This window comes from Pseudomonas sp. Marseille-Q5115 (genome assembly GCF_916618905.1).
Lineage (GTDB): Bacteria > Pseudomonadota > Gammaproteobacteria > Pseudomonadales > Pseudomonadaceae > Aquipseudomonas > Aquipseudomonas japonica_A.
Genome location: NZ_CAKAKI010000001.1, coordinates 5,067,673 through 5,080,785, shown reverse-complemented (window position 1 = coordinate 5,080,785; position 13,113 = coordinate 5,067,673). Strand labels below are relative to the sequence as shown.

Annotated in this window: 15 protein-coding genes; 12 read left to right on the top strand and 3 right to left on the bottom strand. The window is 64.1% G+C overall.

Annotation, left to right across the window (positions count from 1 at the left end):
* Nucleotides 1–109 precede the first annotated feature (109 nt).
* On the bottom strand, nucleotides 110–901 hold the full coding sequence (locus LG385_RS23310; RefSeq protein ID WP_225776092.1) for an AraC family transcriptional regulator: 792 nt from the start codon (nucleotides 899–901) through the stop codon (nucleotides 110–112).
* 82 nt (nucleotides 902–983) lie between these two features.
* Between LG385_RS23310 and LG385_RS23305 the strand changes: the two genes are divergently transcribed.
* The 12 genes from LG385_RS23305 to LG385_RS23250 all read left to right on the top strand — a co-directional run bounded on the left by LG385_RS23305 (nucleotide 984) and on the right by LG385_RS23250 (nucleotide 10,649).
* Nucleotides 984–2,003: a bile acid:sodium symporter family protein gene (locus LG385_RS23305; RefSeq protein ID WP_225776091.1), complete on the top strand. Its 1,020-nt coding sequence runs from the start codon at nucleotides 984–986 to the stop codon at nucleotides 2,001–2,003.
* A 94-nt stretch (nucleotides 2,004–2,097) separates the two neighbouring features.
* The gene (locus tag LG385_RS23300) at nucleotides 2,098–3,450 is read left to right on the top strand and encodes a 3-oxoacyl-ACP reductase (protein WP_225776090.1); all 1,353 of its coding nucleotides are present in this window, start codon (nucleotides 2,098–2,100) and stop codon (nucleotides 3,448–3,450) included.
* 2 nt (nucleotides 3,451–3,452) lie between these two features.
* Entirely contained in the window at nucleotides 3,453–4,328 is an 876-nt protein-coding gene (locus LG385_RS23295; protein WP_225776089.1) for a MaoC family dehydratase, read from the top strand.
* A gap of 55 nt (nucleotides 4,329–4,383) precedes the next feature.
* The gene (locus LG385_RS23290) at nucleotides 4,384–5,220 is read left to right on the top strand and encodes an AraC family transcriptional regulator (protein ID WP_225776088.1); all 837 of its coding nucleotides are present in this window, start codon (nucleotides 4,384–4,386) and stop codon (nucleotides 5,218–5,220) included.
* 76 nt (nucleotides 5,221–5,296) lie between these two features.
* Nucleotides 5,297–5,881 (top strand): LysE family translocator, encoded by a 585-nt coding sequence (locus LG385_RS23285; protein ID WP_225776087.1) that lies wholly within the window; start codon nucleotides 5,297–5,299, stop codon nucleotides 5,879–5,881.
* A gap of 46 nt (nucleotides 5,882–5,927) precedes the next feature.
* The gene (locus LG385_RS23280) at nucleotides 5,928–6,233 is read left to right on the top strand and encodes a MazG-like family protein (protein WP_225776086.1); all 306 of its coding nucleotides are present in this window, start codon (nucleotides 5,928–5,930) and stop codon (nucleotides 6,231–6,233) included.
* Nucleotides 6,230–6,979, top strand: coding sequence for a methyltransferase domain-containing protein (locus LG385_RS23275; RefSeq protein ID WP_225776085.1), 750 nt, complete (start codon nucleotides 6,230–6,232; stop codon nucleotides 6,977–6,979). The genes LG385_RS23280 and LG385_RS23275 overlap by 4 nt, the downstream gene beginning before the upstream one ends.
* 27 nt (nucleotides 6,980–7,006) lie before the next feature.
* Nucleotides 7,007–7,627 (top strand): DUF4136 domain-containing protein, encoded by a 621-nt coding sequence (locus LG385_RS23270; protein ID WP_181118061.1) that lies wholly within the window; start codon nucleotides 7,007–7,009, stop codon nucleotides 7,625–7,627.
* 17 nt (nucleotides 7,628–7,644) lie between these two features.
* The gene (locus LG385_RS23265; protein WP_225776084.1) at nucleotides 7,645–8,205 is read left to right on the top strand and encodes a DUF4136 domain-containing protein; all 561 of its coding nucleotides are present in this window, start codon (nucleotides 7,645–7,647) and stop codon (nucleotides 8,203–8,205) included.
* A 109-nt stretch (nucleotides 8,206–8,314) separates the two neighbouring features.
* A complete protein-coding gene (locus tag LG385_RS23260; RefSeq protein ID WP_308812207.1) occupies nucleotides 8,315–8,818 on the top strand; it encodes a prepilin peptidase in 504 nt (167 codons plus the stop codon).
* A 115-nt stretch (nucleotides 8,819–8,933) separates the two neighbouring features.
* On the top strand, nucleotides 8,934–9,227 hold the full coding sequence (locus LG385_RS23255; protein ID WP_181118058.1) for a hypothetical protein: 294 nt from the start codon (nucleotides 8,934–8,936) through the stop codon (nucleotides 9,225–9,227).
* A 72-nt stretch (nucleotides 9,228–9,299) separates the two neighbouring features.
* Complete coding sequence (locus LG385_RS23250; protein WP_225776083.1) at nucleotides 9,300–10,649, top strand: MATE family efflux transporter; 1,350 nt, start codon at nucleotides 9,300–9,302, stop codon at nucleotides 10,647–10,649.
* Here LG385_RS23250 and speA read toward each other — a convergent pair.
* Entirely contained in the window at nucleotides 10,634–12,547 is a 1,914-nt protein-coding gene (gene speA / locus LG385_RS23245; protein ID WP_181118055.1) for an arginine decarboxylase, read from the bottom strand. The two genes, LG385_RS23250 and speA, sit on opposite strands and share 16 nt — an antisense overlap.
* Nucleotides 12,548–12,671: 124 nt before the next feature.
* Complete coding sequence (locus LG385_RS23240) at nucleotides 12,672–13,043, bottom strand: translation initiation factor Sui1 (protein WP_225776082.1); 372 nt, start codon at nucleotides 13,041–13,043, stop codon at nucleotides 12,672–12,674.
* Nucleotides 13,044–13,113: the final 70 nt, after the last annotated feature.

Here is a 13,113-nt window from a genome sequence, read left to right as displayed (position 1 = left end):
TGGAAGGCAAATCGTGCCTCGCAGCGCAGGATGCTCTCCCAGCAGCGTCACGAATGCAAACGCCTCGCCAGTTTTGCGACTTATTGCAACAAGACCGGGACGGCTCAGGCTAATTCCCCCGGAATACCTCACCTGGTGTTGAACCGAACAAAGCCTTGAACGATGCAATGAAGGCCGACGTGGATTCGTAGCCGCAGGCAAGCGCTGCCTGGGTAACGCTGCTTCCCGCTTCGAGCGTGCCAAGGGACGCCAGCAGCCGTACCCGCTGGCGCCAGGTGCGGAAGGTGAGGCCGGTTTCTCGCTGAAACAGCCGTGCCAGGGTTTTCTCGGAAACGTTCAACGCCAGCGCCCAGGCCGTGAGCGAGCAGGCGGCATCCGGCTGGCCAATCAGCGCTTCGCACAGGCGCAGCAGTCCGGCATGGCGGGGCAGCGGTACCGAGAACGCCACCTCGTTCAAGCCTTGCAATTGATCGACCAATACCGCGCTCAGGCGGGCTTCGGCGCTGTTACCCAGCGGGTAGTCATGCTCATAGCAGGAAAACGACTTGATCAGCTCTCGCGTCAACGGCGTGACTTCAAGTACCCGGCAGCGCGCCGACGGTACGCCCGCCACGCTGTCATCGACGTAAAGGCTGCGCATCTGGGCCTCGCCGGCGTTGTTAACCCAGTGCTCTACACCCGCGGGGATCCACACGCCCCATTGGGGCGGCGCAAAATAACTGCCTTGCTCGGTGTGCACCGCCAGCACGCCGCTGATCGCGTATGAGAACTGAACCCAGGGATGGCTGTGGCGTGGCGTCCAGGCGCCCGCCCCCAACTGTTCCGCACGGGCAAAGAGGGGCCGGGGGAGCTGGGCAAGGTCCGGAATGGGGCGTGGTGCAAAGTGTCCGTTCGGCGTCATCGGCTGGCTTATTGTCGCAAGACGGTTAATGGCCCTCACGTTACCTTCCTACGTAAGCAACGTCACTTACCGATGGTCATTTATGCCTTTGCTCAAACATCTGAAGAAACTCGTTACCGACTGGTTCCTCTGCGGCATGGTGCTGGCTACCGTGCTGGCATGGGTTTTTCCGCGCTACGGCGGCAGCGGCGGGGTACTGCACCTGGACAAGGTCATCAACGTGGGTGTCTTCCTCGTGTTTTTCCTCCACGGGGCGAACCTGTCCGGCGAGCAGATTGGCCGTGGCCTGCGCAACTGGCGGCTTCACGTGATGGTTCAAGGGTTCACCTTTGTGGTGTTTCCCCTGCTGTGGCTGGCTGCGAAGCAGCTCGGCGGCGATTCACTGCCGCCCATGCTGATGCTTGGCTTCCTGTACCTCTGCGCGCTGCCCTCCACCATTTCGTCGTCGGTCGCACTCACCGGGAGCGCCAAGGGCAACGTGCCTGGGGCTATCCTCAATGCCAGCCTGTCGAGCGTACTGGGCATTTTCATCACACCCTGGCTGGTAAGCCTGGCCATCGGGACTGGCAAAGGCGGGATTGACCTGGGGCCTACCCTCCTCAACCTCAGCCTGATGCTGCTGGCCCCGCTGGTGCTGGGGCAGATCGCTCGCCGCTGGGTGGGCGCCTTCCTGGCACGGCACAAGCGCTATACCAATATCCTGGATAAATGCGTGATTCTCCTGCTGGTGTACTCGGCCTTCTGCAATTCGATGTTGTCAGGGCTGTGGGATCAGCAAAGCGGTACCGTGATCCTCGCCGCGTTCCTTGGCAGCGCCGTGCTGCTGGCGGTGGTATTGCTGCTCACAACCCGGGTCACTCGATGGGCAGGGTTCGATCATGGCGATCAGGTAGCAGGCGTGTTCTGTGCCAGCAAGAAGTCGTTGGCCGCCGGGGCGCCCATGGCAGCGCTGATCTTCGGGCAACACCCGGCGTTGGGCCTGATCCTCTTGCCGATCATGATCTACCACCCCATGCAGCTGGTGGTGTGCTCGATCATGGCTGAAACCTACAACCAACGGGCCGCGAGGCTGAGCCCGCCAACGCTGGCGGCCGCTCGCTGAAACACTCGACCAACGGGGCGCGGGTTCGCTTGACGGATCGAACGCCCGGGGCTTCGCTTCGGTCCCATGCTGTACCTCAGCGTGGAGAACCACCATGGCCGATCCCTATGTCCGCTTCGCCAATTCCGAAATAGGGCGGCGCCTCGTTGGCGCGGTGGGCTTGCCCAGCCCGGCGCGCCTTGAGCGGTGGCATAGCCAGCGGGTACGCGAGGTCGAAGGCGCGTTACTGGTAGGCGGTGGCCCACTGGCGACCGAAGTGGCCAGCCTGGCGGCAGGGTTCGCCGAATCCGTGCACGCTTCGCCTTCACTGGACGCCTCCGCGCCAAGTTGGTCCCCCGATAGCGGGCCTCGGCTGAAGGCCGTTGTCTTCGACGCCTCTGCGCTGCGCCAGCCCTCCGATCTTCAGCAACTGATGGTGTTCTTCCAGCCGCTGCTGCGCTCGCTGGAATCCTGTGCCCGTGTGGTGATTCTCGGCCACCCCATAGCCGAACTTGAAGCACCTTTGGCCAAGGCCACACAACGCGCCTTGGAGGGTTTCAGCCGCTCGCTGGCCAAGGAGCTTCGCAAGGGCGGTACCGCACAGCTGCTTTATGTAGCCGAGGGCGCCAGGGATCAGCTCGAAGGCGCCTTGCGCTTTCTCCTCTCGCCAAAAAGCGCATACGTGAGCGGCCAGGTCCTCACCCTGCGCCCCGCTCCCGTGGCTACTCGGCAATGGCCGCGGCCGCTCGAAGGGCAGCGCGCGCTGGTGACCGGCGCGTCACGGGGCATCGGCGCTGCCATTGCCGAAACCTTGGCGCGCGACGGCGCCAGAGTGATGCTTCTGGATGTTCCACAAGCCCGGGCGGAGCTCTCGGCCCTCGCGGCGCGGCTGGGCGGTACCTCGCTGTGCCTGGACATCACCACCACCGAGGCCCCCACAGAGCTGTTGGCCGCCCTTCCCGACGGGGTGGATATCGTTGTACACAACGCCGGCGTAACCCGGGACAAAACGCTGGCCAACATGACCCCGGAATACTGGGACCCAGTCATGGCAGTCAACCTTGAGGCCCCGCTGCGCCTGACCCAGGCGTTGCTGGAGCACAACGCCCTCGGTGCCGCGCCGCGCATCGTGCTGCTGGGCTCAGTCACAGGGATCGGTGGTAACCGGGGCCAAGCCAACTATGCCGCCAGCAAAGCCGGGCTGATCGGTTTCGCCGAGGCGATGGCAGCGCCGCTAGCAGCTCGGGGTGGCAGTATTGCGACCGTGGCGCCGGGCTTCATCGAAACGCAAATGACCGAGCGTATGCCCTTCGCGCTGCGCGAAGCCGGCCGGCGCATGAGCGCGCTTGGCCAGGGCGGGCAACCGCAGGATGTCGCCGAAGCCGTCGCCTGGCTGGCGCAGCCCGGCGCCGCCGCATTGAACGGCCAAGTGTTGCGCGTGTGCGGCCAAAGTTTCCTGGGAGCCTGACCATGACCCTTTCCTGGCAACTACTCGATAGCCCTCCTCCTGCCGCTACGCTCTACAGCCGTGCGGCCCTACGCCGAAACAAGGTGACTGGCCAGCAGTTGCCCAACCAGGGGTTGCGAGCCTGGCTCGAACCCAACCCGCGCAAACTGGCCGCCTACCGCGCCCTGTGCGGCTACGCTGACAGCGCCCTGCTACCGCCCACGTACCCTCACGTATTGGCGTTCAGCCTGCAGCTGGCCTTGCTCACAGACCCGGACTTCCCGTTGCCGCTGCTCGGGCTGGTGCAGTTGCGTAACGACATCCGGATCCTGCGCCCTCTGGGAGGAGTGACTCGGGTGTGTGCAAGCGTGCACGTGGAACAACTGCAAGCCCACTCACAGGGCGCGACGTTTACGCTGGTTACCCAGATAGACGACGCGTTGGGCATGCTGTGGGAGGAACGCAGCCTGTTGTTGTGCCGCGACCTGCACCTTGAAGGCGTCCCGCAAGCCGAGCTCGTTCCCGCTTCCCCAACCCCAATGGAGGCCGTGACTCAGTGGCCTGTGGGCAGGGACGTTGGCCTGCGCTATGCGCGCGTAGCCGGCGACCTCAACCCGATCCACCTTGCGGGCGTGACCGCGCGGCTGTTCGGCTTCGACCAGGCCATCGCCCCCGGCATGTGGAGTGAAGCTCGCGCACTGGCCGCCCTTGAAGGGCACCTGCCGGCAGCGCCTCTGGATATCCGTGTGGCGTTCGAAAAGCCGCTCACGCTCCCCGGCGAAGCCCTGTTAAGCGCAACCGCCCCAGGCTCGAGCGGGCAGTTCCAGCTGGCTGGCCGGGACGGTGCCGTCTACCTGCAAGGCGAATGGGCGCCGCCGCCTGCTGCACAAACCTTCTAGCCAACCGTGGACGGGTGTGGATTACTGAACGCCGGCCGCTACTACCTTGGCAATCATGAGCAACTGGATCAACCTCGCCCAGGACCGGGATACCGGTATCGAAACCCTGCATGCCCATTTTCAGGGGCATGCGCATGCCTACGACCCGCACTGGCACGATACCTACCTGATCGGGTTCACCGAGCAGGGGGTGCAGCGTTTCAACAGCCGCCGCGCACGCCACGACAGCACCCCGGGGCAGGTATTCATGCTGGAGCCTGGCGACATACACGATGGCGATGCACCCAGCCCGGACGGTTTCACCTACCGCATGTTGTACCTGCAACCGGCATGGCTCGAACGTGCACTGGGCGGCCTGTTCGGCGACCTTCCCGGCAGCGGCATGCCCGGTATTGGCGCGGTACTGCACAATGACCCCGCCCTCGCCCGAGCCACGGTATTTGCCTTCAACGCCTTACATCAGAACGAAGTACGGCTGGTGCGCGACGCCGCCCTGGATGGCCTGCTCGAATGCCTTGCCCGGCAAGTACGCTGGCGGCGGCATTGCCAGGGCGACCCACGCGCGCCGGCAGTGGCCAGGCGCGCACGCGACTACCTGATGGCTCACCATGAGCAAGACATCAGCCTGGAAACCCTCGCGCTTGTGTGTGGCACCGACCGCTTCCGCCTCACTCGAGCATTCAAGGCCACCTATGGCCTGGCGCCGCACGCCTGGCTTATCCAGTTGCGGCTGAGCCGCGCCCGTGGGCTGCTGGCTGCGGGTGTCGCGCCCATCGATGTCGCCACTCGGCTGGGCTTCGCCGATCAAAGCCACCTCGGCCGCTGGTTCCGTCGCGCCTATGGCATCAGCCCGGGCGCTTACCAGCAGCACGTCGCCAACCGGCCCTTTTAGGCTGCACGCACCTTCAAGACCCACCCCTTACCACCTTTCACACTGTGGGCATCCATTCCTGTCGCAGGGGTTGCCCATGCTCGCGTTTATCCTCTTTGCATTTGTTGCGTCCATTACGCCAGGCCCTACCAACCTGATCGTGCTCAGTACCGGCGCCCGCCGCGGCTGGCGGGCCTGCGTGCCCATTATTGTGGGCGCTGGCGCGGGCGCGGCGATGGTAGTGTGGGCCGCTGGCACCGGTGCCGGCACTGCCCTGTTGCTGGTGCCGGGGGTGCGCCCTGTGATGACAGCGCTGGGGCTGTGCTGGATGCTGTGGCTGGCGTGGCAGATCTTCACCGCCCCCGTCGTTTCGTTGAGCGCCGCAGCTGCCGAGAACCCACGCGAAATGGGGCTGCTGGGTGCCCTGTTGTTGCAATGGGTGAACCCCAAGTCGTGGCTTATGGCACTCGCGGTCATCAGCGTGTTCACAGCCCATGGCCAGTCGCTGGAGCAGTTGTGCCTGGTCTTTTTCCTCGTGGCGCTGCCCTGCCTTGGCAGCTGGGCAGTGGTGGGCGTTGCCGCAGCCCGGTGGCTGGGCAGCCCTGCCCGCTTGCGCTGGATGAACCGCGCGCTGGCGGTGCTGCTGGTGGTTTCATCGGCTGCAACCTTGCTGCGCGCTTGATTCCTGCCTCGCGCCCGATGAAGCTATGGGCCTTTAGGAGTAGCCCATGAACCTGCAAGAACTGACCGAGCGCCTGCATCGCATCCGCGACACCAACCAGTGGAAGCCCTTTCACAGCCCGAAAAACCTTGCCATGGCTGCCAGCGTGGAAATGGCCGAGCTGGTGGAGATATTCCAATGGCTGACCGAAGAGCAGTCGCGCACCCTCGCTCCCGAACAGTTGGCGCACGCCGGCCAGGAGATCGGTGACGTAGTGCTGTACCTGCTGTTGCTGTGCAGTGAGCTGGGGCTGGACATGGATGACGTGGTGCGGGCCAAGCTGGCGCACAGCGAAGCGCGGTTCGTCCGATGAAGGATCGCCATTTCGACGCCCTCGCTGCCCGCTTCGCCAACAAGATATATGGCGGGGCCAAAGGCGCCATCCGGCTCGCTGTGCTCCAGGCCGATCTGCTCGAAGCCCTGCCACAGCGACGGCTGCGCGTACTGGACGTAGGCGCGGGGCTGGGTCACATGGGTAGCTGGCTGGCGGCGCAAGGGCATGACGTCACGCTCGCCGAGCCTGCGGCCCCCATGCTGGAAGGCGCCAGAGAGCGCTTCGCTGAAGAAGGGCTGGAAGGTACGTTTATTCAGGCCTCCTGGCAGGAGCTTTCCTCCCTCACCCGCCAACCCTATGACCTGGTGGTTTGCCACGCGGTGCTCGAGTGGCTGGCAGACCCCGCCGCGATCTTTCCAGCGCTCGAGCAGTGGGTAGCACCCGGTGGCTGGCTGTCACTGGCGTTTTACAACCGCGATGCGCTGGTGTACCGCAACCTGTTGAAAGGGCACTTCCGCAAACTTCGGCAGGATACCCTCGCTGGCGAAAAACAAAGCCTCACCCCACAAACGCCACTGGACCCGCGCACGCTGGACGCGCAACTCGCCACCCGCTGGCGAGTCGAAAGCCGTAGCGGGGTACGGGTGTTTTACGACTACATGCCAGCGGATTTCCAAGCCAAGGCCAGCCTCGAGGACTTGTTGGGCATGGAACTGGAATACCGACGCCATCCGGCCTTTGCGGGCCTGGGGCGCTACCTTCACTGGATTTGCAGGCCCCGCTGAACAGGCGTAATCGCCTTGGAGACCACCATGCGATGCCACATTGCCGCGCTACTGTGTTGCCTGGGCCTGGCCGCCTGCCAGGCGCCTAACCCTTACGTTGCCAGTTCACTGCCGCTACCCCCCGCGCCACCACTCGCCGCGCAAGCCATCGACGCCAGCGCCTACCCTGCCGCGCCACGGGATTACGCACGTTATCGCAGCTGGGCGTGGGTAAACGATCGCCTGCCCGCAGGCACACCTTGGGCAGCGCCAGAACAGATCGCCGAGGCGGTAAGTGCTGGTCTTGATCAGCGAGGGCTGCGCCCTGCCCGTTCCACCCCGGCCGACCTTCGCGTGGCTGTCGAGCTGCGCCAGGAACGGCGCCTGCAGCAGGTGCAGGACGACTATGGTTATGGCGGGGGCTACGGCGGGGGTTATGGGCCCGGCTATCGAGGTTATGGACCTTACGGCTACTACGGCGGGCCACCGATCGTGCGTACCTACGAGATACAGGTGATGGTCGTTCGGGTGCACCTGTTCGATGGCATCACTGGGCAAGAGGTCTGGAACGCCGCTGCGGATACGTCGGCGCAGGGTTCTGAAAGCCAGCGTACCGATGCCCTGCGCGTCGCACTTGGCCGAGCCCTGTCGACCTTTCCCCCAAGCTGATCCTTTGGAGGTTCTCTATGCGTGCTCAACTTTTGCTTTCCGGCGCCCTGGCCTTGGTGCTCTCGGGTTGCCAAAGCGCCAGCCCGAACCGCGACTACGATACCAGCCGCGACTTTGCAGCCTATCGAAGCTGGGCCTGGCAAGAGCCCGCGTTGCAATATCGGCCGGACGACCCGCGTATTCGCAGCGATCTTACCGAGCAACGCCTGCGCCAGGCCGTGGCCGAGCAGCTTGATCAGCGCGGCCTGCGCCCGGCGCAAAGCGGTTCCCCCGACCTGAAGGTTCAGGCCTGGCTGATCGTGGACAACCGGCGCGAGCAGATAACCACGAGTTACGGCGGCCCCTGGGGCCCGGGCTGGGGCGGGCCATGGATGAGCCCGGGGTGGAACGAGACCCGCAACGTGGACTACAAGGTCGCTACCTTGCAACTGGACCTGCTGGATGGCCGCGACGGCAAACTGGTATGGCGCGCCAGCCAGGAACGCATCCTGGCCGACGACAATGCCAGCCCCTCACAGCGGGCCGAAAGCCTGCGCAAAGCTGTGGCTCAGTTGCTGCAACAGTACCCACCCCGGTGAAACCTTTCTGTACTTCATCGCCTCCATAATCGGTAGGCAGCCTTGACGCGAAGCCGTTTCGGGGCTGCACTTTGCAGAAGGAAAGCGGGCGGCCGGAGGGAGTTCCGGCATGGAAGTGGCGCTGAAGGGAAGTAATGTGCAGATGCAATGCCTGGTATTACTGATCTGGTTCACCCTTTGTGCCGAACAGCACCTTCGCCAGCGGCACATCGATGACAGCCTCACCCTTGGCGGCGGCTGCTTTGCCTTGTGGTACCTCTTTTCCACCGGCCACACCTGGCTGGGCGCAAGCGCGAGCGAAGGTGCATTCGCCCTGGCACTCAGCATGGCCCTTACCCTCCCCGCGTACTGGGCTGGCCGGCTGACCGACGCAGAGGTCAAGCTGCTGGGCACCCTTGCGCTGGCCACGGATCGCCTGCACTGGCTAGGTACGCTTGGCGCGGCACTGGTGGTAGGGCTGGCCTGGCTGATGTTTGGTCGACGGGTATGGATTCAGCTCGACCGCAAGCTACGCGCCCGCCTGGCAAACCTTGCACCCGACGCTTCTCTCGCACCGCCCCTGGCGCCGTTTCTGCTGATGGGTTTTCTCGCCGCACTTACCTGGGTGCGGTAAGCCTGGTTGCATTGATCAAGAGCGGCATGAAAGCGAGGCGGCAGGGGAACCTCCAGGGCGCGCGCGCTGACCAACGCCACGAACCCCGGCACACGCCGGCCACTGGATGCACACCATGCAGGTAGACGGCTTTTTCGAATGGCTGGGCCAGGCGCTCGGCGCGGTCATCCGCTTTATCGTCGATGGCCTTGACTGGATCTTCGGCACCCTTGCCCATGCAGGTGGAAACTTCATCGAGGGCCTGTCCCGCACACTCGGCATGGACTCCTCCCTGATTAGCATCATCGCGCTGATACTGGGCCTGATTTTGCTCTATTCCGCCGTGCGAGCTTTCATGCGGGCGTCGATCGTGCTCGGGATCATCTGGGCGATCCTCGGCCTGTGGCTGTTGAGCTGGATCATCCATTAGCCCTCTCAAGCGGCTTTGGGCTATGGTGGCGCCCCCGTATTGCAATCGCGTACCGCCACCGGCTGTCCAACAATGATTCCTTTCCTGCAAGACTGGCGGCATCGCCCTACTCACCGCCGGGTGTGGGCGCTTGCGGCGCCGATGATCCTTTCCAATCTCTCCGTGCCGTTGGTGGCTTTGGTTGATACCGCGGTCATCGGCCACCTGCCTCATGCCCACCAATTGGGCGCTGTGGCTGTAGGCGCCAGCCTGTTCAGCCTGCTGGCATGGGCGTTCGGCTTCCTGCGCATGGGCGCCACGGGCTTTGCCGCTCAAGCCGCCGGGCGTGGTGATGGCGACGGGTTACGCCAGGTGCTGGCCCAAGGGCTTATGCTGGCCGCGGGTTTCTCGTTGTTGCTCTGGCTGTTGGCGGTCCCGTTCAGCCGGTTGGCGCTGAGCTGGATGTCGCCCTCGGCCGAACTGGAAGGCAGCACCCTGGCGTTTTTCCACGTTCGCTTGCTCGGCCTGCCTGCCGCCTTGGGGAGCTTCGCCCTCGTGGGATGGTTCCTGGGAACCCAGAACGCCCGGGCGCCACTTGCCATGCTGCTGCTTACAAACGCGCTGAATATCGTGCTCAACCTGTGGTTCGTACTTGGGCTGGGCTGGGGCGTGGTCGGTTCGGCCAGGGCCTCGGTGATTTCGGAGTGGGTTGCACTGGCGCTGGGCCTGGCACTGGCCCGCCCGGCACTGCGCGCCCACGCCGGGCAGGTTCCATGGGCCCGCCTGCGCCAGTGGGCCAACTGGCGCCCGCTGCTGAGCGTGAACCGCGACATCTTCATTCGCAGCCTTGCGCTTCAGGCCGTGTTCTTCCTGATTACGATACAAGGTGCTCGCCTGGGCGATGCCACCGTGGCCGCCAATGCCCTGCTGCTCAATGGTTTGCTGCTCACCGCCCACGCGCTGGATGGGCTGGCCCACGCCGTGGAGGCCTTGTGCGGGCATGCGATAGGCGCGGGGGATCGGCGTGAGTTGCGGCGCTCGCTGGTAGTCTCCGCTGGCTGGTCATTGCTGGCCAGCATGGTATTCGTGGTGTTCTTCGGCGCGTTCGGAGAGGTGTTCGTTCGGCTGCAAACGGATATTCCCGGCGTACAAGCCACTGCCGCCGAATACTTGCCTTACCTGGCAGTACTTCCATTGATCGCAGTATGGAGCTACCTGCTCGATGGCCTGTTCATCGGGGCTACCCGAGCGCGGGAGATGCGCGACGGCATGCTTGCCAGCCTTGCGCTGGCGCTGCCGATCGCCTGGTTGACCCGGGGCTGGGGCAACCAGGGGTTATGGCTGAGTTTCCTGGCCTTCATGGCGTTGAGGGCAATGACCTTGGGGTACATTGCCCTGCGGCTGGCGCGCCAGAACCGGTGGGTGACTCAGGACGCCAGGTAGGACGAACGGGTAAGCCCCAAACGCAACGCATCCAGGAACACCGTACGCTCACGCGGGCTGATTTTCGCGCTGGCCACCTTGTCGCGGTAGTGCGTCATCAGCTCCTCGGGCGACAGGTGCACGTAGCGCAGCATGTCCTCGATGGTGTCATGGGTTTCGATACCCGCGTGATACACGCTGCCGCTGGCGGTCTGGTAGATGTTCACCGAGTCGGTGTCGCCGAACAGGTTGTGCATGTCCCCCAGGATCTCCTGGTAGGCCCCCACCAGGAACACCCCGAGCAGGTAGTCTTCGCCCCGGGCGACCGGGTGAACCGGCAGGCTGGTTTCGATGCTTTGCTCGTCCACGTATTGCTTGATCTTGCCGTCGGAGTCGCAGGTCAGATCTTGCAGTACCGCGCGCCGCACGGGCTCTTCGTCCAGCCGCTGCAACGGCAGGATCGGCAGTACCTGGCCGATGGCCCAAGTGTCTGGCAAGCTCTGGAACACGGAGAAATTACAGATGTACTTGTCCGCGAGCTTGTCGTTGAGCTCGTCGAGGATAGCCCGGTGGCTGCGCTGGCGCGCCTTCAGTGCGTTGTGCAGCTTGCGGCACACCGCGAAGTAGCACTGCTCGGCCAGGGCTTTCTGCGCCAGGGTTACCTTGCCGTCGGCGTACTGTGCGGCTATGTCTCCGATGTAGTGGGTAGCGCGCCAGTAGATTTCGGTAACCATTTCCGGGTCGGTCGGGCCCAGGAGGTCCGCCAGCCACTGCAGCGTTTCGGGCAGGGTGTCGCGGTCCGGCAGCTCCGGGATTTCGTCGTTGTGGCGCTCCACGTCGGTGACCTGCACTACCAGCATGGCGTGGTGCGCCGTGAGCGAGCGGCCGCTTTCCGAGAAAATGTGCGGGTGCGGGAGGTTCTGAGCGTTGCAGAACTCCTTGAGCATGCCCACCACTACGCCGGCATAGTCGTCCATGTCGTAGTTGATAGAGCTGGCATTGCGCGAATGGGTACCGTCATAGTCCACGCCCAGGCCACCGCCCACGTCGATATGGTCCACCGGCAGGCCGAGGTTACGCAGCTCGCCGTAATAGCGGATCGCTTCCTTGAAGCCATGCTGATAGTCGGCCAGGTTGGCGATCTGCGAGCCCATATGGAAGTGCAGCAAGCGAATGCCCTGTTCCAGGCCCGCTTCACGGAAGCGCTCCACCACCGAAATCAGTTGAGCTGCGGACAACCCGAACTTGGATTTCTCCCCGCCGGTGTCTGCCCATTTGCTCGACGCCAGCGAAGACAACCGCACGCGCAGCCCAATCTGCGGCTTTACCTTCACTTCAGCGGCTTCTTCGATAACCAGCTGAACCTCGGATTCCTTCTCGATCACGATGAAGACATTGTGGCCGAGCTTCTGCCCGATCAGCGCCAGGCGGATGAACTCACGGTCCTTGTAACCATTGCACACGATGGTGCCGCCCTTGGGCGCCAGCGCCAGCACGGCCATCAGCTCGGGCTTGGAGCCCGCTTCCAGGCCAATGGACACGTCCTTGGTGGCGATGATGTTCTCCACCACGGCTTCCTGCTGGTTCACCTTGATCGGGTACAGCGCGGTGTAACGGTTCTGGTATTCCAGCCGCTCGATGTTGGCGTCGAAGGCGCCGGTCAGCTGCCGCACACGGTGCTGGAGAATGTCCGGGAAACGCACGAGCAATGGCAGCGACAGCCCACTCTTGCGCAGCTGCTGCACTTGCTCGAACAAGTCGATGGCCGGGCTCTCGGGCCCATTGGGCCGCACTTCCACGCGGCCGGCTTCGTTGATCGCGAAATAACCCGCGCCCCAATGCCGGATCCCGTAAACACCGCGGCTATCCGCAACGGTCCATTGGCTGCCATCGTCTTTGCGAGTGCGTCGTACGGACATCGAGGTCCCCTGTAATGAATCCAGCCCAGCGGGTATGTGACCCGCCAGGAGAGTGGAAAAAGGTGGTAGCGACACCTGCCGGGGTAGACCCCAGCCACGGCGCCGAGTTTAGAAAGAAGCGGCCTCAGCCGCCGGACTTCTTCGCCTTGAAGCCTTGCCGGATCAGCTCGCCGAGCAGCAGCTCGACGTGATCCCCCTGGATCTCGATGATCCCGTCTTTGAGGGCACCCCCTGTGCCGCAGCGGCGTTTCAGGGTGCTGACCAGTTCCTTGAGCGCTTCCAGCGGCAAGGGCACGCCGGTGATCGTGGTCACGGTTTTGCCGCCACGCCCCTTGCTTTCGCGCCGCACCCTGGCGATGCCATCCCCTTCGGGAATCACGGCCTTGCTGCACACGCAGTCGTCCACCGGCTTGCCGCAATCGGGGCAGTGGCGGCCGCTATCGGTCGAATACACAAGGCCGCCCAAGGAGGCGAAGGAGGTAGCTTTCTTGGCCATGGCAATCCTCAAGGGGAGGACGAAAAGGTCGCGCAGTTTAACGGCAAAAACGCCGCGTGCTAAGGGCTGC

What these genes read in the sequence shown, in the direction of transcription:
- LG385_RS23310 (WP_225776092.1), bottom strand. Translation starts at nt 901, where the DNA reads ATGACGCCGAACGGACACTTTGCACCACGCCCCATTCCGGACCTTGCC.
- LG385_RS23305 (WP_225776091.1), top strand. Translation starts at nt 984, where the DNA reads ATGCCTTTGCTCAAACATCTGAAGAAACTCGTTACCGACTGGTTCCTC.
- LG385_RS23300 (WP_225776090.1), top strand. Translation starts at nt 2,098, where the DNA reads ATGGCCGATCCCTATGTCCGCTTCGCCAATTCCGAAATAGGGCGGCGC.
- LG385_RS23295 (WP_225776089.1), top strand. Translation starts at nt 3,453, where the DNA reads ATGACCCTTTCCTGGCAACTACTCGATAGCCCTCCTCCTGCCGCTACG.
- LG385_RS23290 (WP_225776088.1), top strand. Translation starts at nt 4,384, where the DNA reads ATGAGCAACTGGATCAACCTCGCCCAGGACCGGGATACCGGTATCGAA.
- LG385_RS23285 (WP_225776087.1), top strand. Translation starts at nt 5,297, where the DNA reads ATGCTCGCGTTTATCCTCTTTGCATTTGTTGCGTCCATTACGCCAGGC.
- LG385_RS23280 (WP_225776086.1), top strand. Translation starts at nt 5,928, where the DNA reads ATGAACCTGCAAGAACTGACCGAGCGCCTGCATCGCATCCGCGACACC.
- LG385_RS23275 (WP_225776085.1), top strand. Translation starts at nt 6,230, where the DNA reads ATGAAGGATCGCCATTTCGACGCCCTCGCTGCCCGCTTCGCCAACAAG.
- LG385_RS23270 (WP_181118061.1), top strand. Translation starts at nt 7,007, where the DNA reads ATGCGATGCCACATTGCCGCGCTACTGTGTTGCCTGGGCCTGGCCGCC.
- LG385_RS23265 (WP_225776084.1), top strand. Translation starts at nt 7,645, where the DNA reads ATGCGTGCTCAACTTTTGCTTTCCGGCGCCCTGGCCTTGGTGCTCTCG.
- LG385_RS23260 (WP_308812207.1), top strand. Translation starts at nt 8,315, where the DNA reads ATGGAAGTGGCGCTGAAGGGAAGTAATGTGCAGATGCAATGCCTGGTA.
- LG385_RS23255 (WP_181118058.1), top strand. Translation starts at nt 8,934, where the DNA reads ATGCAGGTAGACGGCTTTTTCGAATGGCTGGGCCAGGCGCTCGGCGCG.
- LG385_RS23250 (WP_225776083.1), top strand. Translation starts at nt 9,300, where the DNA reads ATGATTCCTTTCCTGCAAGACTGGCGGCATCGCCCTACTCACCGCCGG.
- speA (WP_181118055.1), bottom strand. Translation starts at nt 12,547, where the DNA reads ATGTCCGTACGACGCACTCGCAAAGACGATGGCAGCCAATGGACCGTT.
- LG385_RS23240 (WP_225776082.1), bottom strand. Translation starts at nt 13,043, where the DNA reads ATGGCCAAGAAAGCTACCTCCTTCGCCTCCTTGGGCGGCCTTGTGTAT.